The 20,863-nt window shown below is 60.8% G+C and carries 22 protein-coding genes; 10 read left to right on the forward strand and 12 right to left on the reverse strand.

Annotated elements, in window-relative coordinates:
* Window positions 1-27 precede the first annotated feature (27 nt).
* The gene (locus AC1AZA_RS06125; RefSeq protein WP_044088990.1) at window positions 28-432 is read right to left on the reverse strand and encodes a hypothetical protein; all 405 of its coding nucleotides are present in this window, start codon (window positions 430-432) and stop codon (window positions 28-30) included.
* A gap of 198 nt (window positions 433-630) precedes the next feature.
* Between AC1AZA_RS06125 and AC1AZA_RS06130 the strand changes: the two genes are divergently transcribed.
* The 10 genes from AC1AZA_RS06130 to AC1AZA_RS06175 all read left to right on the forward strand — a co-directional run bounded on the left by AC1AZA_RS06130 (window position 631) and on the right by AC1AZA_RS06175 (window position 10,554).
* On the forward strand, window positions 631-1,293 hold the full coding sequence (locus AC1AZA_RS06130; RefSeq protein ID WP_043164825.1) for a response regulator transcription factor: 663 nt from the start codon (window positions 631-633) through the stop codon (window positions 1,291-1,293).
* Window positions 1,290-2,591: a sensor histidine kinase gene (locus AC1AZA_RS06135; protein ID WP_476513837.1), complete on the forward strand. Its 1,302-nt coding sequence runs from the start codon at window positions 1,290-1,292 to the stop codon at window positions 2,589-2,591. The genes AC1AZA_RS06130 and AC1AZA_RS06135 overlap by 4 nt, the downstream gene beginning before the upstream one ends.
* Before the next feature lie 63 nt (window positions 2,592-2,654).
* On the forward strand, window positions 2,655-3,215 hold the full coding sequence (locus tag AC1AZA_RS06140; RefSeq protein WP_052119037.1) for a TetR/AcrR family transcriptional regulator: 561 nt from the start codon (window positions 2,655-2,657) through the stop codon (window positions 3,213-3,215).
* 111 nt (window positions 3,216-3,326) lie between these two features.
* Entirely contained in the window at window positions 3,327-3,626 is a 300-nt protein-coding gene (locus tag AC1AZA_RS06145; RefSeq protein WP_043164820.1) for a hypothetical protein, read from the forward strand.
* A gap of 195 nt (window positions 3,627-3,821) precedes the next feature.
* Window positions 3,822-4,028, forward strand: a complete 207-nt coding sequence (locus AC1AZA_RS06150) for a hypothetical protein (RefSeq protein ID WP_025263185.1) — start codon at window positions 3,822-3,824, stop codon at window positions 4,026-4,028.
* An 18-nt stretch (window positions 4,029-4,046) separates the two neighbouring features.
* Window positions 4,047-4,892, forward strand: coding sequence for a VirB6/TrbL-like conjugal transfer protein, CD1112 family (locus tag AC1AZA_RS06155; protein ID WP_043164814.1), 846 nt, complete (start codon window positions 4,047-4,049; stop codon window positions 4,890-4,892).
* A gap of 43 nt (window positions 4,893-4,935) precedes the next feature.
* Window positions 4,936-5,316: a PrgI family protein gene (locus AC1AZA_RS06160; protein ID WP_043164813.1), complete on the forward strand. Its 381-nt coding sequence runs from the start codon at window positions 4,936-4,938 to the stop codon at window positions 5,314-5,316.
* Window positions 5,309-7,705, forward strand: coding sequence for a VirB4-like conjugal transfer ATPase, CD1110 family (locus AC1AZA_RS06165; RefSeq protein ID WP_043164811.1), 2,397 nt, complete (start codon window positions 5,309-5,311; stop codon window positions 7,703-7,705). Before AC1AZA_RS06160 ends, AC1AZA_RS06165 begins: the two co-directional genes overlap by 8 nt.
* A gap of 515 nt (window positions 7,706-8,220) precedes the next feature.
* Entirely contained in the window at window positions 8,221-9,294 is a 1,074-nt protein-coding gene (locus AC1AZA_RS06170) for a CHAP domain-containing protein (protein ID WP_223847973.1), read from the forward strand.
* 21 nt (window positions 9,295-9,315) lie between these two features.
* A complete protein-coding gene (locus AC1AZA_RS06175) occupies window positions 9,316-10,554 on the forward strand; it encodes a hypothetical protein (RefSeq protein WP_223847975.1) in 1,239 nt (412 codons plus the stop codon).
* 226 nt (window positions 10,555-10,780) lie between these two features.
* Here the strand turns inward: AC1AZA_RS06175 and AC1AZA_RS06180 are convergent, their stop codons facing one another.
* From AC1AZA_RS06180 to AC1AZA_RS06230, 11 genes are all read right to left on the reverse strand, one after another.
* The gene (locus tag AC1AZA_RS06180) at window positions 10,781-11,095 is read right to left on the reverse strand and encodes a hypothetical protein (RefSeq protein WP_146143583.1); all 315 of its coding nucleotides are present in this window, start codon (window positions 11,093-11,095) and stop codon (window positions 10,781-10,783) included.
* 129 nt (window positions 11,096-11,224) lie between these two features.
* A complete protein-coding gene (locus tag AC1AZA_RS06185) occupies window positions 11,225-12,193 on the reverse strand; it encodes an amidase domain-containing protein (protein ID WP_223847982.1) in 969 nt (322 codons plus the stop codon).
* A 158-nt stretch (window positions 12,194-12,351) separates the two neighbouring features.
* Complete coding sequence (locus AC1AZA_RS06190) at window positions 12,352-14,019, reverse strand: VirD4-like conjugal transfer protein, CD1115 family (RefSeq protein ID WP_043164807.1); 1,668 nt, start codon at window positions 14,017-14,019, stop codon at window positions 12,352-12,354.
* Window positions 14,016-14,450, reverse strand: a complete 435-nt coding sequence (locus AC1AZA_RS06195; RefSeq protein ID WP_052119036.1) for a hypothetical protein — start codon at window positions 14,448-14,450, stop codon at window positions 14,016-14,018. Before AC1AZA_RS06195 ends, AC1AZA_RS06190 begins: the two co-directional genes overlap by 4 nt.
* Window positions 14,447-14,755, reverse strand: a complete 309-nt coding sequence (locus tag AC1AZA_RS06200) for a hypothetical protein (protein ID WP_043164804.1) — start codon at window positions 14,753-14,755, stop codon at window positions 14,447-14,449. The genes AC1AZA_RS06195 and AC1AZA_RS06200 overlap by 4 nt, the downstream gene beginning before the upstream one ends.
* Complete coding sequence (locus AC1AZA_RS06205) at window positions 14,752-15,465, reverse strand: hypothetical protein (protein ID WP_043164802.1); 714 nt, start codon at window positions 15,463-15,465, stop codon at window positions 14,752-14,754. The genes AC1AZA_RS06200 and AC1AZA_RS06205 overlap by 4 nt, the downstream gene beginning before the upstream one ends.
* Before the next feature lie 18 nt (window positions 15,466-15,483).
* Window positions 15,484-16,941, reverse strand: a complete 1,458-nt coding sequence (locus tag AC1AZA_RS06210) for an antirestriction protein ArdA (RefSeq protein ID WP_476513838.1) — start codon at window positions 16,939-16,941, stop codon at window positions 15,484-15,486.
* The gene (locus AC1AZA_RS06215; RefSeq protein WP_223847977.1) at window positions 16,941-17,939 is read right to left on the reverse strand and encodes a hypothetical protein; all 999 of its coding nucleotides are present in this window, start codon (window positions 17,937-17,939) and stop codon (window positions 16,941-16,943) included. Before AC1AZA_RS06215 ends, AC1AZA_RS06210 begins: the two co-directional genes overlap by 1 nt.
* Window positions 17,940-17,978: 39 nt before the next feature.
* Window positions 17,979-18,881, reverse strand: a complete 903-nt coding sequence (locus tag AC1AZA_RS06220) for a PcfB family protein (protein ID WP_043164800.1) — start codon at window positions 18,879-18,881, stop codon at window positions 17,979-17,981.
* Window positions 18,882-18,932: 51 nt separating this feature from the next.
* Window positions 18,933-20,384 (reverse strand): relaxase/mobilization nuclease domain-containing protein, encoded by a 1,452-nt coding sequence (locus tag AC1AZA_RS06225; protein ID WP_044088992.1) that lies wholly within the window; start codon window positions 20,382-20,384, stop codon window positions 18,933-18,935.
* The gene (locus AC1AZA_RS06230; RefSeq protein WP_043164798.1) at window positions 20,375-20,779 is read right to left on the reverse strand and encodes a MobC family plasmid mobilization relaxosome protein; all 405 of its coding nucleotides are present in this window, start codon (window positions 20,777-20,779) and stop codon (window positions 20,375-20,377) included. Before AC1AZA_RS06230 ends, AC1AZA_RS06225 begins: the two co-directional genes overlap by 10 nt.
* Window positions 20,780-20,863: the final 84 nt, after the last annotated feature.

The raw sequence follows: 20,863 nt of genomic DNA on the forward strand, positions 1-20,863 counted from the left end.
CCCTTCCATCGGCTGGTGCCGGTCTGTCTACTTGGTGTTGAAGTCGGGATCGTGGTAGTCGGGCACCTTGGCCTGGCATTCCTTGATGGCCTTGTCCCGGTCACCGTCCGTGGACCCCGAGGACACCGAGCCGGAGCCGTCGCCGGTCCATTGGAGCACGACCCAGTTGCCGTCCATGATCTGCGCGGGCACTCCCGCTGCCGTGAGACAGTCGCGGTATCGTTCGGCGGCCTGTTTCGAGGCCGGGTTCGATCCCTGCGGCGCGTCGCCGCCCTGGCTGTCGGTCTTCGGCGCCGCGTCCTGCGACGTCGTCGCGGAGGGCGCGTCGGATGATTGCGTCGGCTGCTGTTGGCCGCATGCCGACAATGGCGCGGCCAGCATGGCGGCCAGCGCCGCGGCCGCCGCCAGTCTGAATACGGATGTGGTTCGCATGTGTTCCTCCCTTGCATGGGTTCGCCGCTGCCGGGGCGATGCTTTGGCCCGGCGGCTGCCGGACGATGCCCATTACAGCCGGCTCTCCGTGTGCGATGGGTGCGTGTCGCGCTCACCTAACACACACCCACACCGGGCACAATGGAGAGCACGAAGGCAATCGCATGGAGACCATGCGAGGAATCGGAGGCAATAAGAATGGCGAGGATCCTGATCGTCGAGGACGACGCCGACCTGTCGGCAGTGCTGGACGACTGTCTCAGGCACGAGGGATACGCGACCGGACTGGCAGGCACCGGCGTCGAGGCGCTGGACCTGCTCTCACGGGGAGAATACGACGTGATGCTCCTCGACCGCGACCTGCCCGTGCTCTCCGGAGACGAGGTCATGCGCACCGTGGACAGGCTGCGCATCCCCGTGCGCACGCTCATGCTCACCGCGGCCGGCAGCATCGAGGACCGCGTGCACGGCCTCGACCTCGGGGCCGACGACTACCTGCCCAAACCGTTCGCCTACCCCGAACTCCTCGCCCGCATCCGCGCGCTCCTGCGCCGAGGCGACACGGACGACGCGCCCACCGTAATCTCACGGGGACGTCTGTCGGTGGACACCGTCAGACGGCTCGCCTACGCGGACGGCCGGCCCCTCGACCTCGCACCCCGCGAATACTCGCTCCTGGAGGAACTGCTGCGCGCCGACGGCGGGTGGATCAACACCCGCGCCCTCCTCGAATCCCTGTGGCCGTCCGAGGCGCACGACCAGCCCGACCTCGTCAAGACCGCCGTCTACTCGCTACGGCGCAGACTGCCCGACCCCTCGCTCATCGCCTCGTCGCGCGGAGAGGGATACCGTATACCATGACCGACACCGACACGACAAACCAGCCGGCCGGGCACGCCGCGCACCCGCGCAAACCCGCCAGCTTCCGCATCCGCCTCGCCGTCACCGTCGGACTGCTCCTGCTCGGCATGCTCCTCGCCGTGATCCTCGTGCAGAACATCTCGCTCGACTGGGCGTTCCAGCATCAGGTGGACACCATCGCCACCGGCAGCAATCAGAACACCATCACGACGGAACCGGCAACACCCCAGGACGGGGTTCCCGGCACGGCCGACTCATGCAACGCGGACCCCTGCGACGTGACCGGCACCATTCCGACCCCGAACGCCGGACAGGGCGGCACGGAGGGCGTGGTGCTCACCGTCAGGGACGGCGTCGTGCAATGGATGCGCTACGGATCGCTCGCCGTGTTCGCCGTATCCGCGCTCCTGGACGTGCTCCTCGTCTGGAACCTGTCGGGCAAACTCACCGCACACCTCGACTCCATCAGCCGCCAGGCCGGCCAACTCGACCCCGACCATCCCGCCGGGCGCATCAGCCTCGATCATCCCGACGCCGAGACCGCCAGCCTCGCCGACGCGCTCAACACGATGCTCGACCGCATCGAGCAATCCAACGAACTGCAACGATCGTTCATCCGCAACGCCAGCCACGAACTGAAAACACCGATCACGACCATCGGCACCAGCCTCGAAGCGCTCATGGCCCAGGACCGGTTCCCCGAGGACGTCAGACCAGCCATCCGCCACGCCATCGAAGCGAACCGCAAAAGCGGCGAACTCATCAACAGCCTGCTCGAACTCTCCCGCATCCAGACCGTGCCCGACACCAGCACGGAAGCCGTGGACCCTGCCCGCATCGTACGCGACACGCTCGAAACCCACCGCGAACAGGCGCAGGCACGTCACCTGCGCATCGACGCCGACGGACTCGCCGCATACCACGGCCCCTTCATCGAGACGAACCCGCGCTACCTCTCGCTCGCCGTGGACAACCTGATACGCAACGCCATCATCCACAACACCGACCACGGCACCATCGCCTGCACCATCCACGACGACAAGCAGCACGTCACCATCAGCATCACCAACACCACAAGACAGCCGGACCACCCCGAAGCCACGGCCGACCTCATCCAACCATTCCATCGAGGAGACGCAACCCGCATGGCCAACCAACCCGGCCACGGCCTCGGACTATCCATCGCCAAAGCCTGCACAGACGCCATCGGCGCCAGCCTCAACATCAGCCGTCCCACAGCCGGTGTATTCCGCGCCGGAATCATGCTAAATCGACATATCGGCATGCCCATTAGATGATTTATTCACGATAAGATATCCTTACCCATACTGACTGATTAGTCAATGAATGCGAGGATATCGATGAATAGTGCGGAACGGAGACGTAGAACGCGCGAAGCCCTGCTCGAAGCCGCGGCTCTCGAATTTGAAACACAGGGATATGCGAAGACCACATTGCAGGGCGTCGCTGACCGACTTGGTTTGACGCGTGGCACAGTGCTGTTCCATTTTCACACGAAGGAAGCATTACGGGATACGCTTATCCAATGGTGCGATGAGCGCCTGTGCGCAAAAGTGTCCCAATGTAGCGGCAGAAGCGATTTCGCTCGGATTCTCGCCGCGATTGCTGACATGCACTATGAAGATGCGCGAATACGTTCCGGATTACTGCTGCATGAAGAAAAAGCCCGAGCGGAGAACGCGGGGCACATGAAGTGGGAGGAAGCACTTGAACTAGTCTTGTTTGGGCAGTCCAACGACGCCCATGACAGCATTAAGACAGGAGCCCTAATCGATATGTACATCGCCGTCATAAGGTCTGATCGATGGAAGAATAAGCAGCAGCTCCGTCAGGCCCTTGATTTCTATCTGTCCCTAACCGGTCTGAGCAAAGCGGCTGAACCCTCTGATAACAAGCTATAAGGGAATCGTATGACAAGAATCGTTGATTCTTGTTGACTGACTAGTCAGTCAATGCATATTATGGGAGCACCAACCGGAAAGGTTGGACAACCCAAGGAGGAAGGAACTCCCATGAACACCACCACCAAAAGCAAAATCGGTCTGCTGGGCAAAGTCGGAGCCGTCGCCGCAGCTGCGGCAGCCGTGATGGCTTTCACCGTTCCTGCCGCTAACGCGGCCGGAACCTACGCTCTCCATGCCGGCACGGACTATGCCTTGGCCCAGACTTGGACCAACGGAGGAACCCAAGGTCGCTCCTATGCGCAGCATGGCAGGCGCGTAGCAAGCACCGTGTGGACTCTGCAGTCCAGCCGCGCATACGCAGATGACGGGTACTCGACCAGTTACCACGCTCAGGTCTGGTTCCGCTGAATTTGACTCCATGAATCGAGGAGGCGAGCTTTTTGCTCGCCTCCTTCTTTATTCGTCCCGATCAAAACGGTCTCGCCGCACATAAAGGACAACGAGACCATTCTTGTCCGCCGCTATCCTGCCGGTTTTCCCTGACGATGGGTGTCAACGGAGGCCGCCTGTCGGGCTCCTTGATCGTCGTCAGAGGAGGCCGTCGTGGATTTGTTGAATCAGGTGCTTCAGTTGTTCGTCAGGTTCGCCACCATCGGCGGTGGCTTGTGGCTGGTGTGGGGTGCCGTCACATTCGGCGGCGGCCTGAAGGATCATAATGGACCGCAGACGCAGTCTGGACTGTGGCAGATCGTGGGTGGAGGCATGATCATCGCGGCCGCGCAGATTTTCAACGCGGTGGCTCTGGGCTGAGCTGGTTCGGGGCCTGCCGTGGAGGACTTCATCGTAGCCATGCTCAACATGATCGGCGGCGGAGGTGCCGGTTCGATCACTGCCGGGCTGTTGTCCCAGGCGCCGGAGACATGGAATCCCGCTCTTTACCAGTTGGCGGTGAACGTGCATGGAGTCGCCGTCAAGCCTCTGACGTCGGTGGTGCTCGCGGTTATGTTCACGTTGGAGCTGGCGCGCAACTCGACGCGCATCGAAGCGGATCGCGATCTGGGTGTGAAGATCGTGGCCGGCACCATGTTCAAGATCGCGCTGGTGTTCATCGCCGTGCAGAACGCCGGTTTGTTCATTCGGATGTTCAATCAGGCCACGCAGTTCCTCATGCAGGGCGTGTCCTCGCAGATGTCGTATGAGGCGACGGGCGACGGCGGTCAGCTGGGTGATCTGATGCGCGACCAGATTCGCGATGCCGGGGTGATGGGGCAGGCGGCGTTGTTCTTTCTGCTGGTGATTCCGTGGCTGTTGTCCCAGTTGGCGTCGGTGGTGTTCACGGTGGTGCTGTATGTGCGGTTCATCGAGTTGTATGCGTTGACGGCGTTTCAGTCGTTGCCGTTCGCGTTTCTGGTGCATGAGGACACCAAGGCGATCGGCGTGGGTTTCTTCAAGTCGTATGCGCGCACGTCGGTGAATGCGGTGTGCGTGTTCATCTGTCTGGTGTTCTATCAGCGAATCGTGGTCGATGCCGTGAAGATCCCGAATTCCGCGGACAAGGGCATGGTGGCGTGGGTGACGGGCAATTTCGGCAATCTCATGATGGCGGGCATCCTGCTGTTCTTCGTGATCGCGGTGAGTCAGCGTGTCAGCCGGGCCATAGCCGGCGGCGAGTAGCCGCCTATCACAAACCGGATCCAATCAGGGAAAGGATTCTTTCATGTTGCAGATGCGCGTATATAAGGAGATCGCCAATGTCGAGGCGAAGGTGATGTGGGGGTTGAGCTGGCGTCAACTGGCGGCCGCCGCGTGCATGCTCGTTCTGGGCGGAGGCGAGGCTGCGTTGTTCTGGTCGTTGGGACTGTCCGATCTAGGGTCGTATCTGCTGTTTGCGGTGTGCCTGCCGTTCGCGCTGTGGGGCTGGTGGCGTCCGAAGGGACTGAAGCCTGAACGGTATCTGGGATACATGCTGCGCCAGCGTTTCGGTCCGAAGGTCTATCTGCTTGAATCCTATGTTCCCGCGAGGTTTCCCGGCAAACCGTCGTTGAAGGAGAAGACCCGTAGACGAATCAAGGGAAGGAAGGCACGTCGTCATGTCTGACATCAGCGGCAGCAAGGCGGTCAAAGGCAACGGCAAGCGACACGGAAAGGCCGGGAACCGGCGGTCCGGGAATCGCCGCATGCCTCGTTCATCGAAGGAGCTGCTTGGCTATGATTCGATGCTGTCCAATGGCATCGCGTTCCTTGGCGGCGATCGGTGGAGCGTGTCTCTGCGAATCAGCGACATCAATTATCAGGTCGCGACCCAGGATCAGCAGCTGGACGTCGTGGACCGGTGGGGTCGTTTCCTGAATTCGGTCGGCGAGAACATGGGTGTCCAAATCACGGTCGCCACGCGCATGCTGGATCCCGAGGAGGTGACGCGTAGCATCGCCATGCCGCTCCGAGGCGATGCGTTGGATGGATTGCGCGGGGACTTCAACCGCAATGTGCGTCGGCGTCTCGCCGGCCGTTCGCAGGGCGCGGTAACGGACAAGTATCTGACGTTGACGCTGCGCGAGCGGGATGGGGAACGTGCGGTCACGCTGCTGAACCGTGCCGCGTTACGTGCCACGGCGCAACTGCGATCGGTGGGCGGATGCGTCGGCGTCCGTTTGAACCGTCAGTCGCGTCTGGCGGTGCTGCACGGGATGCTGCGGCACGGTGTCCGGTTCCCGTTCACCGAGGACGGCTTCCTGAAATCGCATGGCATGTCCACGAAGGATTACGTGGCCCCGTTCGCCGTGGACGTGTCGGACCGCCGTCGGCTCCGGTTGAGCTCGGGCACCACGGAAGTATGGCATCAGTGTCTTTTGGTGCGTGATTTCCCGGATTATCTGAGCGATCAGCTGGTGTCGTCCATCACGGACATCAAGGCGGACATCACGGTCGGCATCCATCTGTCCCCGCGGGGCAAGGCCGAGGGGTTGAAGCTCGTGAACCGGACGATCGCCGAGATGGACATGCAGGCCATCGACGAGCGGCACAAGAACCGCAAACAGCATCTGCCCGAGGACATGCTGCCTCATGATCTTCAGGAATCCATGGCCCAGGCGGGCGAACTGCGCGATGATCTGGAGCATAACGGCGACCGTCTGGTGGATTCCCTCATGATCGTGGACGTGTCGGCGGACAGTCGCGAGCAACTGGACCAGACGGTCCGTGACGTGACGGCCGCGATCGATGGACAGTCATGTGTGGCCGAGACCTTGGCCTACATGCAGGTGGAGGGACTGAACGCCGTGCTGCCATTGGGAAATCCTTTGCCGCCGATGCGTCGCACGCTGACCACGTCGAGCGCGGCGATTTTGGTACCGTTCACGTCGCAGGAGCTGTTCGAGCCGGGCGGGGTGTTCCATGGGGCGAACGCCCGCACCGGCAATCCCGTGGTCATCGACCGTACGAAAGGCATGAACGGCAACGGATTCGTTTTGGGTACGACCGGGTCAGGCAAGAGCCAGGCGGCGAAGAACGAGATCACCCAGATCTATCTGACCCGTCCGGACGATGATCTGATCGTCATCGACCCGGAACGTGAGTTCACGCCGTTGTGCACCGGTCTTGGCGGCGAGCGAGTCGAGATCGGGGAATCGTCGCGCGCGCATATCAACGCTTTGGATATCGAGTATGAGGATGATTCCGAAGGCGATCCGATCCGGTCGAAATGCGCGAGCGTGCTGAACATGCTCGGCGTGCTAATCGGCGGACAGGACGGAATCGACCGCATGCAGCGCAGTCTGATCGACCGTACGGTCATCGGCATGTATCGCGAGGTGCGGGAACATCCGGAACTGGGCATGCCCACGCTCGTCACCCTGCATAATCGTCTCGCGGCTTTGAACGAGCCGGGTGCCCGTGATGCCGCGCGAGCATTGGAAATCTACGCGACCGGCAGTCTGAACGCCTTCGCTCATGCCACCGATGTGAACACGTCCAGCCGGTTCCTGGTCTATGACGTTTCCAATCTGGGAACGGGGTTGCGCACGTTCGGCATGCTCGTCGTTCTGGATCAGATATGGAACCGGGTCGTCAGAAATCGCCGTCTCGGCCGACGCACCTGGCTGTGGGTGGACGAGTTCCATCTGCTGTTCTCGAACCGGTATGCGGCCGAATACTTCCTGCGCCTGTACAAGCGCGCCCGTAAATGGGGCTTGTGCCCCACCGGCATCACGCAGAACATCGAGGAGCTGCTGGCCAACCAGGATGCGCGTCTGATGCTCGCGAACAGCGACTTCCTGTTGCTGCTGAACCAGACCGCCACGGATGCCGATGCCTTGTGCGAACTGCTGAGGCTGTCCGATGAGCAGCGGGCGTTCTTCACCGGGGTGCAACCCGGTCAGGGCATGGCCAAGAGTGGCACCGCGTTCATACCGTTCGACGGGCGCATCGATGCCGATAGTCTGCTTTACCGGCTGTATACCACGAAATTCGAGGATCGGAAGCCCGAATGAGACCCGTCACCTCCGACTCATTCCACGCCACACGCAATCTCGTTCGGCCGAACGGCACGATTCATGGCTTGAAAGTCCGTCATGTCAATGGACTCTCCCATGGCCCAATGCTGACCGGGCTAAAATGGCCACGAACCACCATCAGGAATAGTCAATCCGAAGCATCGCGCCCAATCGGCACAACAACCGTCAGCGCTTTGAACCGTGGTGTGAAGGCGACACGGTCCGTGCTTGAATCGCAATCGACACAGACGGAGACCAGCGAGGACGACGATCTGTTGTTGCCAATGGTCCCTGCAGACCGGGTACGCGACGGCGTGACCGGCATTATTCGCACAAGACATGCCGCAAGAGGTTCAACGGCACGTGCCATGGCAGGAAGAACGGCTTCGGTTCGTGCCAAACGTACGAGGCGTTTCGGCAAGACCGTACGATCGGGTGTCCACGGGACCAAATCCGCTGCCAGAGCTTCGACGCAGATTGCACGACAAGTCACGCAGACGGTTTCTCGGACTATGACGGCGGTGAAGGCCGGTGTTGCGGCATCGGCATCAACTGCGGTCAGCATTCCATTTCTATTGGGCGCGGCGGCGGTACTGATGGTCTTCAGTCTGCTGCTGTGGTTCATCCCCACCGTTGCCGTCGGAGATGACGGAGGCTGCGAGGCCCGTGTGATCGAAGTCCCGGACGAGGCGAAGCCATGGGTTAGTGAGGCGGCTCGATCGAGCGGATTAAGCGCTGATTTCATCGCGGCGATCATGAAGCAGGAATCCGGTTTCCGACCGGATGCGTATGCCGACGACAGTAACGGCGGAACATGGGGATTGTTGCAGATGAACAGGAGCGTATGGCGCGGCGTACATCCCGAAGGCGCCGACCAGACGCCGCCTGAAGGCATTACCGCCCCCATGGTCCATGCTCATTACGGCGGCATATACCTGAAAAACCGTCTGGAAGGCGTCAAACAACTCAAAGTCGAGCATCCGGGCATGCCGTTCGCCGAGCTTGACGATCTGACGGCTTTGGTCATCGCCCATAACGCAGGCGAAGGCAATCTCATGAGATACCCGGATATTCCCAACACCACCAAACGGTATCTCGACAACGTGAAGCTGGCCATCGACGCGGGAGGCGGCTGCTCGGCCACGGCAGGCCGAACCATCGGCAAGCTCACGCCGCCATTGGTCATGCAGCCCGGAACGCTAAACGTGGACGTGGCGGCGACCGGCACGCCCGTAGGCAAGATCACCACCTATGAAATCGGCCAATGCACATGGTGGGCGGCCGCCCGCCGATTGCAGATCGGCAAACCTGTGGACGGTTACATGGGCGACGGCTGGATGTGGGCGTCAAGCGCCAGAAAATTCGGATACCCGACGGGCGGCGGCATACAGCTCGGCGACGTGGCGAGCTTCGCCAAAGGCTATCTCGGCGCAAGCGCCGATTACGGACACGTCGCCATCGTCGAGGAAATCAAGGACGACGGCAGCATCGTCGTCAGCGAATCCGGCGGCGGCCTCCCATACGCATGGCTCAGAACCCTTACCAAAAAGCAGGCCAACAATCCCAGCATCACTTACATCCACTAATCCCGAGGGAAAGAAGGAAGCATGCGCCGCATCAATCCCAAACTTGATCCTTGCGAGCTTTCCGATCTTATGAGCGATTCCGGCAACTGGGATCTCCTTGCGCAAATCTGCGATCATCCCGGTACATGGCCGGAACTCGACCAGTGGGCTGCGCATGCCATTGCAGATCCTGAAACCGCTGGGGCTCCACCGGAACCGTTGCCCGACAGGAAACCCGAGCATCGGCTGCTGCCCATCACACCCATCATCGACGATGAGCCGCCTTGCGATACGAGGAGCAATAACACTCTCGCCTCCAAGCCCGGCAAGCGGACGGGAACGACGGTAGGCATGCCGATGGAGGACGGAGAACATGTCGAGGATGATGCGCCCTTGGCGGAATTATCTGCTGACAATGCGGATGAGGTGGCCGTCCATCGGCATATCCCTTTTACCCGCATCGCCGGCATCATGCTCGCTTCGGTCATCGCAACGGGATTAACCACAGGCCTTGTCATGGCGAAGAAGAACTATGACCATCAGGAGGCGCTCACGTCATGCAATCATGCAATCAAGCAAGCTGACATAGTGCGGATTGCATGGGACAAGGCATTGAAACAGGCGGAACCATATGTGAAGCTCCAGGATAAAGACGTGCAGGATCCCAAGTCTTTGGAACTGCTCGCCAAAATCATGCAATATCAGCCATCAATCTCAACAGAAAATTGCAATCCGAGTCTGACGGCCGACCGTCTCGATCGCAATCGTGCAGAAATAGGGAGAGAGAACAACCAGCTCAGAACCCAGATCAGGAACCTGCATGACACAGTTGACACGGTCAAGGCATCACACGAACAACAACAGATCGACAACGCACAGAACGTACTGAGTCAAACCATTGAAGACGCCGATAGGCTCTACAAAGAATCCGAGAACAAGGTCAGAGACGACAACACCCGCACACGACTCAATGAGCAGATCACCCATGCACGACTCATGACGCGCGACCACCAGAGTCTTGATGTCTATGACAGAACCATCCAAGACCTCAACGAAGTCATGCAAATCGTCCGGGATTCCATGACGACTGTAGAGAACGAGGATACATCTGATGCGGACCATTCGGATGGTTTCACACAGTCAGGATCGGATCCCCAATCATCGAACCGACAGTCCGCACCATCATCGGAAGGTTTATCCTCGCCAGTCACGCAAGGCAATCCCACTTGGGAGGTGCCTGAGCAATCAGCAATCCCCTCATTTCCCGACCAGCTGGGTTAACATCACTTTGCAAGAATGGCTAGGAGACGGCGCTGCGGTATTCGTCGAGTTTCCGGGCCAGTCGGTCTCGACGATGTCGAACATATCAGGGAGCCTGCGGTTGAATTCGACCAATCTGTCGTTGGCAGTCACGGCCGGGCTGGTCAACTTGACCAGATTAAAGAGACTCTAAAGAATAAAAAGACGAGGGCTATCCCACAGAATTCATGGAATAGCCCTTATCTCATCAATTGCGACGATTGTATTCATTAAGAACACTGTTCGCGTATTCAAGATGAGATTCCGTCTGTTGCTTCATGAGCTCATCGCTCGCTATGATATCGTTCTTCTCCTTCAGCAATTTCCATGCGAATATACTGTATTTATGAGACGGATCTGCATATTCTGGAAGTTCAGGTCTTTCAAATTCAGTTAATCCAAATTTTTGCGCATTCGCCTTTTCGGTCTCTGCTGAGACTAAAGTCGCTAAATTCCAGAAAACTTGGTCTTCTTCCCACTGAGAATATGCCGCGGACACCTGAAACATCAGTACGCCCGTCATGCAGACATATATCAGGGCAATGACTGATATAATCTGAAAATACCTTTTACTCTTCATGACAGCCAGAGTCCATTTTCTCAGTCATAACGATATTGAAGCCCATACCAGGTCATATTATTTTTTCCTTGTTCATGGGCATGCTGCAACGACTCCGTCAACGTGATTTGATGACGATTCTCCGTCTTCTGATCTATGACTGGATTGGCTTTGCCGTTTTTTTACGACGACACCCACAACGAACATAGCGTGATCGATTTCATTATTTGAGGTCCAATCGACATACAATATGCTGCCTTGCCATGCTTTCCAAACATTATCCAAACTGTCATAACTATGCGAATAATGCTTCATGTACGAATAATTGCTATCCGCATTCATCCAAGCGCGTGTTGTCAGCTTATCCGGCATTACAGTAGAGTAATTCCATAGCCGCGTCAGCGTCATTCCGCCTTGATGAAGAGCCTGCGAGACAAAATTTGTACAGTTAGAGCCAAAAGACGGATACGCAGGATTCATTTTATCTTTATTTTCAGGACTCGTCCATTTATCGGCATAATTCATCGCCTTAATATAATTTACTCCGACGGAGTTGTCCCCGAAGGCATATGTCTGAGCCTTATTGAGTGCCTCACTTTCTAATGCGCCATTTTCATCCAAAGAAGCAGGTGTTTTGTCTTCGGTCGGCAATTCATCCGATGCGTCGGCATATTCCGGTGAATCTTGTTCATCAATCACTTTGTCGCTAATAATTGAATACCCTCGCTGCCTTCCCACATGGGCAAGCTCCATGACATGCGTAGAAGTCCAACTCTGGTCAAGATGGTCCGTTCGCTTACCATTAACATAAATAACAGTATCCGAGTCTGCGTCCAGACTCACGTTCACGGTCATATCTGCATCAATCAGATACTCTCCGTCATTTGATGATTGAATGCTTCTAATTGTCGGTACGACTTCAACATTCTTGCTGATAAGACCCTCTTTGGCTTGTTCCTCCGCGGTAAGTGGGATGTTCAGTTTGGACCTCGTACGCGGCGAATGATATTCGGCTAATAGTTCTTGCGAATACTGATGAAGCGTCTGCTGGATCTCTTGCATCTCCACATTGTCGCTTCCATACGCATATGCATTCGCAGGAAGCGTCAAGCTCGTCACTGCGAGAACCGTCAATATCGGGATAATCTTTTTTTGTTTGCATTTAATGCATGATTTCATGCATATTCAAGAGACTGACCGATACATACAAGTTGTGTCATCTATAGATGACACAACTTCTCGCTGAGGAACGGTGGTATGCCTCTGAGTAGGTAGATGCACTGGCTAGTGGGGATGCGCCCGAGTTCGTCCGGGGTGAGGAGTTTTCTCGCGTTCTTGCGGGTGCTGCGTGTCCAGCTGCCGTTGAGGCCTTTGGTTTCGCTGGTTTCGATGACGTCGATGGTTTGGTCTCCGAGCCGGTCGCTGATGTATTTGGTGGTGCTGGGTTCGTTGCCGCCGAGGAAGAGCTGGCTGTCGCAGTTGCCGGCGATGGTCTCCCAGTCATCCCGATAGAGGCTTTTGCCTTGGCTGACGGTCTGAAGGATGATGCTGCAGCTGATGCGTCGGCTTCGTATGGTGGCGATGAGCCTTACGAAGTTGGGGATCTTGCCGATGTTGGCGAATTCGTCGAGCATGCAGTGCACGTCGCGGTCAAGCACGCCGTCGGGTTGGGCGTCGGCTTTGCGTACAAGCGTTTCGAAGAGGCATTGGTAGAAGACGCTGGCGATGAAGGAGAACGTGGCATTGGTGTCGGGCAGTTCGAGGTAGATGATGCGTTTGCCTTGGTCGAGGGTTTCGAGCCGGATGTCGTCGCCGTCGAGAATCCGGCGTACCTCGCGCACTTGGAGGGGTGCGAGGTGGACGCCGGTGGTGATGATGATGCTTTTCTTGGTTTCGCCGGCGCCTTTGAGGAACGTGTTGTATTGGGCGCATGCGAACGCGAGCCCGTCGAGCATTCTCCGGGTTTCCGCGTCGTAGTCGTCGGGATGTTCGCGCATGCGGTGGATTTCGGTTTGGGTTTCGGCGAAGAGCGCGTCGATGATGTATTCCTTGTCTTCGTCTTGTTCGCTGGCTCCCATGCGGTCGAGGGTGTCGGTGACTTGGTTGAGGGTGGGGTTGCTTTCGGTGTAGTAGGTCCATGCGATGAGGGCGCATAGGAGTGCTTTTTCGGCGTCCTGCCAGAAGCTGTCTCCGGTTTTGCGGTCTCCGGTGGCGTTGGTGACGAGGTTGTCGGTCAGGCGCAGGATCGCGGATTGGGGTTCCTTGGAGTCGATGTAGCGCATGGGGTTGAACCGGTCGGATCGGTCGAGGTGGATGAGGTCGAGCGTGTTGACCTGATAGCCGCGGTCGCGCATGGCGTGTTCCGTATCGCGTTTGAGTTCGCCTTTGGGGTCGGTGACGGCCCAGTTCATGTCCACGGACAATAGGTTGGGTTTGACGTAGTAGCGGGTTTTGCCGGAGCCTGATGAGCCAAGCAGGAGCGCGTTGAGGTTGCGCAGGGTGCGTCGTGTGTCTATGGAGAGCCGTTCGGTCGCGGTGAATCGGATGTTGTGGGATTCCACGGGGTCGATGAACGGTTTGATGTCCTTCGGGGTGCCCCAGTGTGCGGAGCCGTGTTCCTCGCCGCTGCGCAGGTTCAGGCGTGCCGTGTACTTGTATGCCCAGATCAGCAGGCCGACGCCCGTTGCGGCGAGTCCGCACAGCAGGTCGGTATGGTTCGTGGACAGGTGGAATGGATGGTACAGGTCGAGCCAGAACCTGTTCATCAGGTCAATCACGCTCATGCCTTCATCCAGGTCGGCGCGTATCTGGTAGCCGATCTTGTCGCCCAGCCAGAACAGCGTGAACAGTCCCATGGCCGCGGGCAGTATGGCTTGCAGACGTTTCATTGGTTTCCCCTGTCTCTTTCCAAGCCGCCGCGGTGCTGTGTCATGGCTCGTCGCATGTCATCGCCTGCGGGGGCATCGGCCGGCTGCGCAATCCGGCTGTTGACGCGGTGTTCGGCGCGGACGCGGATGTTCGTGAGCGTTTGTTCCCTGGTCCATGGCGGATCGTCGGCCGCAGGCTGCATGACGGCGGTGTCCGCCGGCAAAAGTTCATCGTGCCCGGGCGTCGGCTGTCTGTTTCCCGCGTCGGCGGCGATGGTGATGCGCGTGAGGCCTTGGCGGTTCTCGATGGTGTCGCCTCCGTCGCACATCGCGGCAAGGATGCGTCCCACAGGTGTTCCCGTATCGTAGGTGGCGGGGATTTCGTGTGTGATTGGAGCGCCGTTGGTTTTCTCATCTGCGCCGATGATGGTGATCGTTCGCGCCGTGTTCACGGGAGCGTGTCCTTGACGCTGGTGTGCAGGGCCATTTCGTCGGCCAGGATGTATGCTTCGTCGGCGGTTTCCTCCTCATGGATGATGCCGTGGACGATGAGCCGTCGCCCCTGCAGCGCACCCTGTTCGCGTAGGTATGCCGCATGGTCTCCGGCTGCGTGCACGCGGATGATGAGCGGCGCGTCCATGGTGCCGGCGTTTACGGTCAGGGTTGCCGTCGTCCTACCGTTGCCGTCGGTGTGGAATCTGGCGTCATCGGTGAGGATGCCGCGCGCATAGGCCTGCGGGTATCGGGCGTCGCTCATCGGCTTGGCCTGCGTTTTCTGGTGGGTTTGTCGATGTTCGGGGCTTTGCCTTGGACGGCGTTGATGGCGTCGCGTCCGATGGTGCGGGCGTCACGGCCGCCTCCGGTGAGCGCGTCGGATTCGGCGCGGGCTCTGGCCACCCGAACGTGTTTGGAGGCGAGCGTGTCGAGGGCCTGTTCCCGTGCGGCCATGACCCGTATGCTCCACGGGTCCCGGTAGTCATCAATCGGCTGGCTGATGCGAGTGCGGTCGGGCAGTTCGTTGCGTCGGGTCTTGCGGTCCACCGGGTAGGATCGGCATGCGGGGTTCGCGGATTGGATGTAGTGGATTGCGGTGGCGAGGTCGGCGATGCGTTCCTCCGCCGTTTTGTCCATGTCGATGAGCACGCGGCCCTGCACGTGTTGTTCGTCGCATACGGTGCGCGTCCATGTTTCGTAGTCGCGCACGTCAACGGTGTCCCGTTGGTCGCGGTCGTGCTGGTATCGCGTGGCATCGAACCGGTAGGTGATGTCGTGCGGGTGCACGTCGGCCGACCATTCGGGCAACGGTTCGATGGGGATCTCGCGCAGGGTGACGAGCCGGTACGGTGGTTCGATGTCCCCGTAGGAGCCTTGGGGCTGGAGGATGCCGAAGCCTTCCATGCGCAGCTCGTAGCCGAGGCGTTTGAGTTCGTCCTGCAGTTGCCGGTAGGCGGTGTCCATGGTGGTCATGCTGGTCTCCTCGGCGGCTTATCGGTTGCGGGTCTTCGTCCGGTCCGGTGCGGATGGATGGGCTGTGGGGTCGTCGGCGCGCTGGCTGGCCCGTTGGCGTATGCCGTCGAGCACCGTGTCCTTGCCTTTCGACGTGTTTGGCTCTTCCTCTTTCGCCGGTTTGGGGTTGAAGGAGGTGAGGGGTGCGGGCAGCGCGTATCCCTGGTCGATCGGGGTGATGCCGTCGGCGGGGTCGAGTTCGCCGGCGGGCTTGGCGCCCATGGTTTCGGCGAGTATCGCGGCGGCGTCGCCGTGTCCGGTCCGGTCGGCGATGATGCGTTGGAGGGTGTCCTCCAATCCTGCGCTGATGTCGGTGGAATCGGTGGGCATGATGCACTGGTAGACGGGTGCCCCCCAGTTCGTCGCCGTGCCGGAGAGCGTGTATTCCATGATGCGTTCGCCGGGTTCGAGCAGTGATTCGAGCTGGAACGGTTCCCGTGCCGGCATCTGGTCGGGATTGGCGCGTTCTGCTGCGTGTTCGGCGATGAGTCTGGCGAACGTGGCAGAGCCTGAGGGCATGTCGCCGTCCAGCTGGTCGGCCACCGGTTTGATGAGGCCTTGGACCTGTCGGCGCAGGGTTTCGTCATCGGTGTCGTTGGCCCGCATGATGCGTTCGGTGATGCGTGTGGCGTCGTCCGATCGCATCACGTTGTCGTGCGTGTCTCCCCAGCGTTCAACCATCTGCAATGCATCGGAGACCGTCGGCATCGTGGCGTCGAGGCCGGGCTCGCTGTCGGTGTAGGCGTCGATGATCTGCTTGAGCTCCGTACCGGAATACCGTTTGGTGTCGGGGATGGTGGCGTCGAGCAGGAACCCCTGGTCGGCGAGGGTGACGTTGTCGTTGATGGTGGCGTCGCGCCCGTATTTCGCCACGTCGAAGTACATGCCGTATGGTCCGTCAAGGAGTTTCGCGAGTTCGGCGTTTTGGTTGACGCAATGCCAGCCGTACATCTCGTCCAGGTCGGGCGTGTTCTCCTGCGTGATGCCTTGCGGCGGGTCGTAGGTCATGTATTCGATGTCCTCGGATTGGACGAGCAGGTTCGCCAGTCCGATCGGGTCGTGCACGCTGTTCATGTCGGCCGCCAGCCGTACCGCCTCCAATGCTTCGGGCTGGTCTTGCGTGAAGATCCGGGCGGCTTGTGCGAGCGTGTTCAGGGCGTGGATGTCTTCGTATTCGCCGGGCCGGTAGTCGAGTGCGGCGAGCAGTCCCGTGTATTCGTGGGCGAAGATGCCGTATTCCTCGTAGACGACGCCTCCTTGGCGTCCGATCTCATAGGCTTGCTGCGCGTCGAGCGTCAGTCCGACCTGTTCGGTGAGGAACCGGTCGATCCGCTGCTCGTCCGTGGGCAGGCGCAGCCATCCGCCGATGAGCGTGCCCTCGTTGTATCGGCCGAGGTTGCCTACCCATACGTTGATCGTCAGATCGTCTTCCGCCATCATCGGCTCCTTGTCTGTGTTTGCGCCTGCGTTCTTGCCGGCGTGGTGGATGGTGTCTGTGCACGGCGTTTGGCCCTGTCCTTGATGGCGTCGAGCGTCCGGCTCTTGCCGGCCGTCTGGGATTGCGCGGCCGCCTGTTCGGGGTTCTCCGGGCCGGGTGCTGCTGCTGGCGGTTCCTCGCCGGTTCGGGTGCCGGTGGCGGTGACCGGTTTGTTTTCGGCGTGTTGCCTCGCGTAGGCCATGCGTTGCGCTTTGACGGCGCGGCACAGCTGCCATGCGTCGTCGATGCGCATGGTCTCGCGTTGTTCGCCTTTGCCGCGCCACAGTTCCACCGGTTCGCCGGGTTTGAAGCTGACGGTCACGTCGCGCCCGTTCAGTTTGGCGTCCCGTGCATGGTCGGTCAGGAAGCGGTCGAGCTGCCATCCGGTCAGGTCCACGCCGCGGATGCTGGTGCCTTGCGGTATCGCCACGCGCATCTTGTCGAACGTGCGCCCGTCCTTGGAGGTCATCCGGTACAGGTGCACGTAGCTGTTGGGGAAGTTCACGCGCGGCCAGATCTCCTTTGTTCTTCCGCCGGCCGCGGGTTGCGTCGGCTGCTCGCCGCCGGGACGGCCGACGGCCGTCCCGTCCTGCTTTGGCTCCGGGGCCGGGGTATGCGTGTTCCCGGGATGTTCGGGCTGCCATTGCGTCGGCGTCTGCATGGCGTCGGGCGTGTTCCATGATCGTGCGGCCTGCGTGCGGATGCGTTGGGCGATCTCGTCGGAGGCCTGGTCGAGGTCCGGCGCGGGGAAGCCGATCGCGGCGTCGGGCCATGCCTGGTTGTGGCGTCGGATGGCGTCATCGACGACCATGCGGGCGACCTGGTCCAGCCGGTTGTCCTGCGGCATGCCGGCGGCCGCGTATTGCTCGCCGCGTCGTGCGATGTCCGCCAGGGCCTGCCGGTCGTTGTCGATGAGGTTGTCCATGAGCCAACGCGCGTTGGCTGAAAGCTCGGGCATGGCGATGCTCCTTTCCGGTCATGGTCGTCGCGCATCCGTTCACCGGGTGCGGGTGCGTTGTTTCGAGGGCGCGGTGCGGCGTTGGCCTTCGATGCGTTTGCCGGCCCGCTTGCGGATGTCGTTCAGGGTCTGTTGTTTGGTTTTGGGGCGTCGCACGCCGCCGTCCGGGGCGGGGATGTCCATGCGGCTCCAGTCCAGGCCCCGCGAGCGTGCGGTCAGGGATTCGATCGCGTCGGCGATACGTCTGGCCTGGCCGGCCGGGTAGGTGAAGCGCACCGTGTCGTCGGCGACCCGTTGCGTGTGGTGGGGTATGTGGAGCCGGTCGAGCTGGTCGGTGATGATCGCGGCGTCACGGTCCCAGGGCACCGTGCGGAAGTCGAACCGGCCGTTCGATGGCGATTCGGCGTCGAAGGCGAGGCGCAGCGCGTCGTCGGATGGTTCGAGGAACGGGTTCGGCTCCTCCCGTTCCGGCATCGGCGTCGTCTCCATGGACGGCTGCGCGTGGTCGGCGCCACCGGGTTCGGGAATCGTGGCGGTCTCCTGTTGGGCGAGTTCCCGGTTGAGGCGCTCGACGATGCGCGAGACGACGTGGTTGACCTCGTCGGCGTCCCTGCCTTGGAAGTGGAGGAAGGTGCGGCCGGTGTCGCGGTCGTGCTCGATGTGGAAGGTGATGCCGGCCTTTTTCAGGTCGTGTTCGAGCTGCCGGGCGTATCGTCCGGTGACTTCCTGCACGTTGATCGGCTCGCCGGTGCGATGCAGGGTTTTGCCGTCCACCTTGCCGGTGGTCCTGATGCGCCGCAGTGTCTCGCCGGTGGCGTGCACGCCGATGCCAAGCAGGTGCAGCGCCTTGTCGAGCCCGTATTTGGTCACGTCGATGATGACGCGTGTGCCTTGCTCGCTGACGCGCATCATGAGTTCCTGTGCCTGGTCCTCGGCCGCCATGGGATTCTCCCGTCATCCGTCGTGGTTCGTTGCGTTCCAGCTTCCGCCGGCTCACCGGTTCCTGCGGCGGACACGATGCCCGTCATCGCGGCGTTGCGCGCGCCGTGCGCCGTCGGAGCGTTCGGAGGCTGGCGCGGTGCGGGCGATGAGCCGGCGCAGGGCGAGGGCGTCGGAAGCCAGGTTGCGGGTCTCCTGCTCCTCGATGGCGAGCTGGGCTTCCAGTCCCGTGGCGTCGGCTCCCTGATCGTGGTTGTCGGCGATGAGCGCGATCAGGGCGCGCATGTGCTTCGCGTTGCGTTCGACGGAGTCGGTGAGTCGGCCGAGCGTCGCCAATCGGCCGTCGCCCTCATCAATGACTTGGGCGAGCACATTGAGCTCGCGCAGGCTGTCGGCGAGCCGGTCGCAGGCGATCGCCTGACGCAGCGCGCGCCCGTTCACGCCGGTCATGTCCCGGCCGTCGAACCGTTGCCGACAGTAGTCCTCAAGTCGCAGCGCGGGCCGTGCGAACCATGCGTACAGGCTCTCGCAGTCCGTTGACCGCACATAGCCGCCGTTCCCGTCGGTGAGCACCTGTCTGACGTCGTCGGACAGGTAGGCGTGCCAGATCCTTCCGTCGCGCACGAGCCGGTCGCACGGTATTGCCAGGTGCAGGCGTCCGTGCGTGCCGGGCACCCGCACGGTCACCGCCGTATCCGTCCGACGGGTGATCATGGCCTCATGGAAGATGATCTCGCTGAGCGTGCGCCGGTGGATCTTGCCCATGACGGCGAGCATGTTGTACGCCACGCCCAGTCGCCGGTCTCGGATTCCGCGGGTCTGCCCGCATGACGTGTAGGTGATGCGTCCGCCGCGAACGGTCGCGTTGACGCCGAGCGTCGCGAGTTCGCGGCGGAATCCCGCGAAGTCATGGGCGTTCATGCAGGCCGTGTCGATGCTGGTGCGCAGCCGGTCCTTGAGGTTGCCGCCTCTGGCGCTCAGGTGGAGTTCCCCGATCGACGGGGCCACGCGCCCGGACTGTTCCGGCATGAGGATGTGCAGCCCGTATTCGCGGCACAGCCGGTCGCTGATCTTCCGCCATTCGCCCAAAGTCCCTTTCCGCAGACGCAGGGCCTTGCCCGTAATCCGGTCTGCCGGGCAGATGAGGATGTGGTTGTGCATGTGGGACCTGTCGGTGTGGGTGGCGATCACGTAGTCGTGCGTGCCTCCGGTGATCTCCCGGACGAACCGTTCCCCGATCAGATGCGCCAATCGGGGCGTGACCTGGTCGGTGGGATCGAACGATTGGATCACGTGCAGCGCCAACACGGCGCCCCGTCGGCGTGAGCCGCCTTTCGTGGCGTCCAACGCACGTTCGAAGCCGCGGGCGATGGACTCGGCGTCCGTGATGTCATCGCCGACGGTGGTCGAGGCCCACCGGTAGCCGTCGGTCTTGGCCGGGTTCGTCACGTAGGCGATGCTGCGGGCGAGCGTGCTTTTGATCTTGCCGATCTTGACTACAGCCATTCGGGCACCCCTTTGGGGTCGACGTCGGTCTCCACCCGGATGCTCAGGCCCGCGACCAGTCGTTCCGCCTGGCGCAGCTCGTCGAACACGCGCGAGAGCATGGCCAGGTCCGTCTCCCGCGTGGTGTTCGCGTGACGGGCGATCTGGTTGACGTTGTTGCCGATCCTCGCCAGTTGGGCGCTCACGTCATGCAGGTTCGCGGGCACGGTGATGTTGACGCGGTGGGCGCATCTGATCCGGTTGCGGGCGAACGCCATCCATCCCACGGGCCTGAGCCCGGCTTGGATACGCTGACGGTTCTCCACTTTGAGCGAGTCCGCCACCCACCGCCATTCCTCCTCGCTGAACGTGACCGTCTTGCGGATCGTCCTGGAACGGTTGCCTTTCCAGCCCATCGGCGCCTCCTCATATCGGGTTCCACGGGTGTCCCGCGATCGGCCCCGAGCTTCGCGGGGCCGCGCCGGTGTACGTACACCGGC

The sequence above is a fragment of the Bifidobacterium sp. LH_389 genome, from assembly GCF_056357235.1.

Bases quoted from the DNA above. Each gene is read 5' to 3' on its own strand.
- AC1AZA_RS06125 (WP_044088990.1), bottom strand. From the start codon at position 432: ATGCGAACCACATCCGTATTCAGACTGGCGGCGGCCGCGGCGCTGGCC.
- AC1AZA_RS06130 (WP_043164825.1), top strand. From the start codon at position 631: ATGGCGAGGATCCTGATCGTCGAGGACGACGCCGACCTGTCGGCAGTG.
- AC1AZA_RS06135 (WP_476513837.1), top strand. From the start codon at position 1,290: ATGACCGACACCGACACGACAAACCAGCCGGCCGGGCACGCCGCGCAC.
- AC1AZA_RS06140 (WP_052119037.1), top strand. From the start codon at position 2,655: ATGAATAGTGCGGAACGGAGACGTAGAACGCGCGAAGCCCTGCTCGAA.
- AC1AZA_RS06145 (WP_043164820.1), top strand. From the start codon at position 3,327: ATGAACACCACCACCAAAAGCAAAATCGGTCTGCTGGGCAAAGTCGGA.
- AC1AZA_RS06160 (WP_043164813.1), top strand. From the start codon at position 4,936: ATGTTGCAGATGCGCGTATATAAGGAGATCGCCAATGTCGAGGCGAAG.
- AC1AZA_RS06165 (WP_043164811.1), top strand. From the start codon at position 5,309: ATGTCTGACATCAGCGGCAGCAAGGCGGTCAAAGGCAACGGCAAGCGA.
- AC1AZA_RS06170 (WP_223847973.1), top strand. From the start codon at position 8,221: ATGACGGCGGTGAAGGCCGGTGTTGCGGCATCGGCATCAACTGCGGTC.
- AC1AZA_RS06175 (WP_223847975.1), top strand. From the start codon at position 9,316: ATGCGCCGCATCAATCCCAAACTTGATCCTTGCGAGCTTTCCGATCTT.
- AC1AZA_RS06180 (WP_146143583.1), bottom strand. From the start codon at position 11,095: ATGACGGGCGTACTGATGTTTCAGGTGTCCGCGGCATATTCTCAGTGG.
- AC1AZA_RS06185 (WP_223847982.1), bottom strand. From the start codon at position 12,193: ATGCAAGAGATCCAGCAGACGCTTCATCAGTATTCGCAAGAACTATTA.
- AC1AZA_RS06190 (WP_043164807.1), bottom strand. From the start codon at position 14,019: ATGAAACGTCTGCAAGCCATACTGCCCGCGGCCATGGGACTGTTCACG.
- AC1AZA_RS06200 (WP_043164804.1), bottom strand. From the start codon at position 14,755: ATGAGCGACGCCCGATACCCGCAGGCCTATGCGCGCGGCATCCTCACC.
- AC1AZA_RS06205 (WP_043164802.1), bottom strand. From the start codon at position 15,465: ATGACCACCATGGACACCGCCTACCGGCAACTGCAGGACGAACTCAAA.
- AC1AZA_RS06210 (WP_476513838.1), bottom strand. From the start codon at position 16,941: ATGGCGGAAGACGATCTGACGATCAACGTATGGGTAGGCAACCTCGGC.
- AC1AZA_RS06215 (WP_223847977.1), bottom strand. From the start codon at position 17,939: ATGCCCGAGCTTTCAGCCAACGCGCGTTGGCTCATGGACAACCTCATC.
- AC1AZA_RS06220 (WP_043164800.1), bottom strand. From the start codon at position 18,881: ATGGCGGCCGAGGACCAGGCACAGGAACTCATGATGCGCGTCAGCGAG.
- AC1AZA_RS06225 (WP_044088992.1), bottom strand. From the start codon at position 20,384: ATGGCTGTAGTCAAGATCGGCAAGATCAAAAGCACGCTCGCCCGCAGC.
- AC1AZA_RS06230 (WP_043164798.1), bottom strand. From the start codon at position 20,779: ATGGGCTGGAAAGGCAACCGTTCCAGGACGATCCGCAAGACGGTCACG.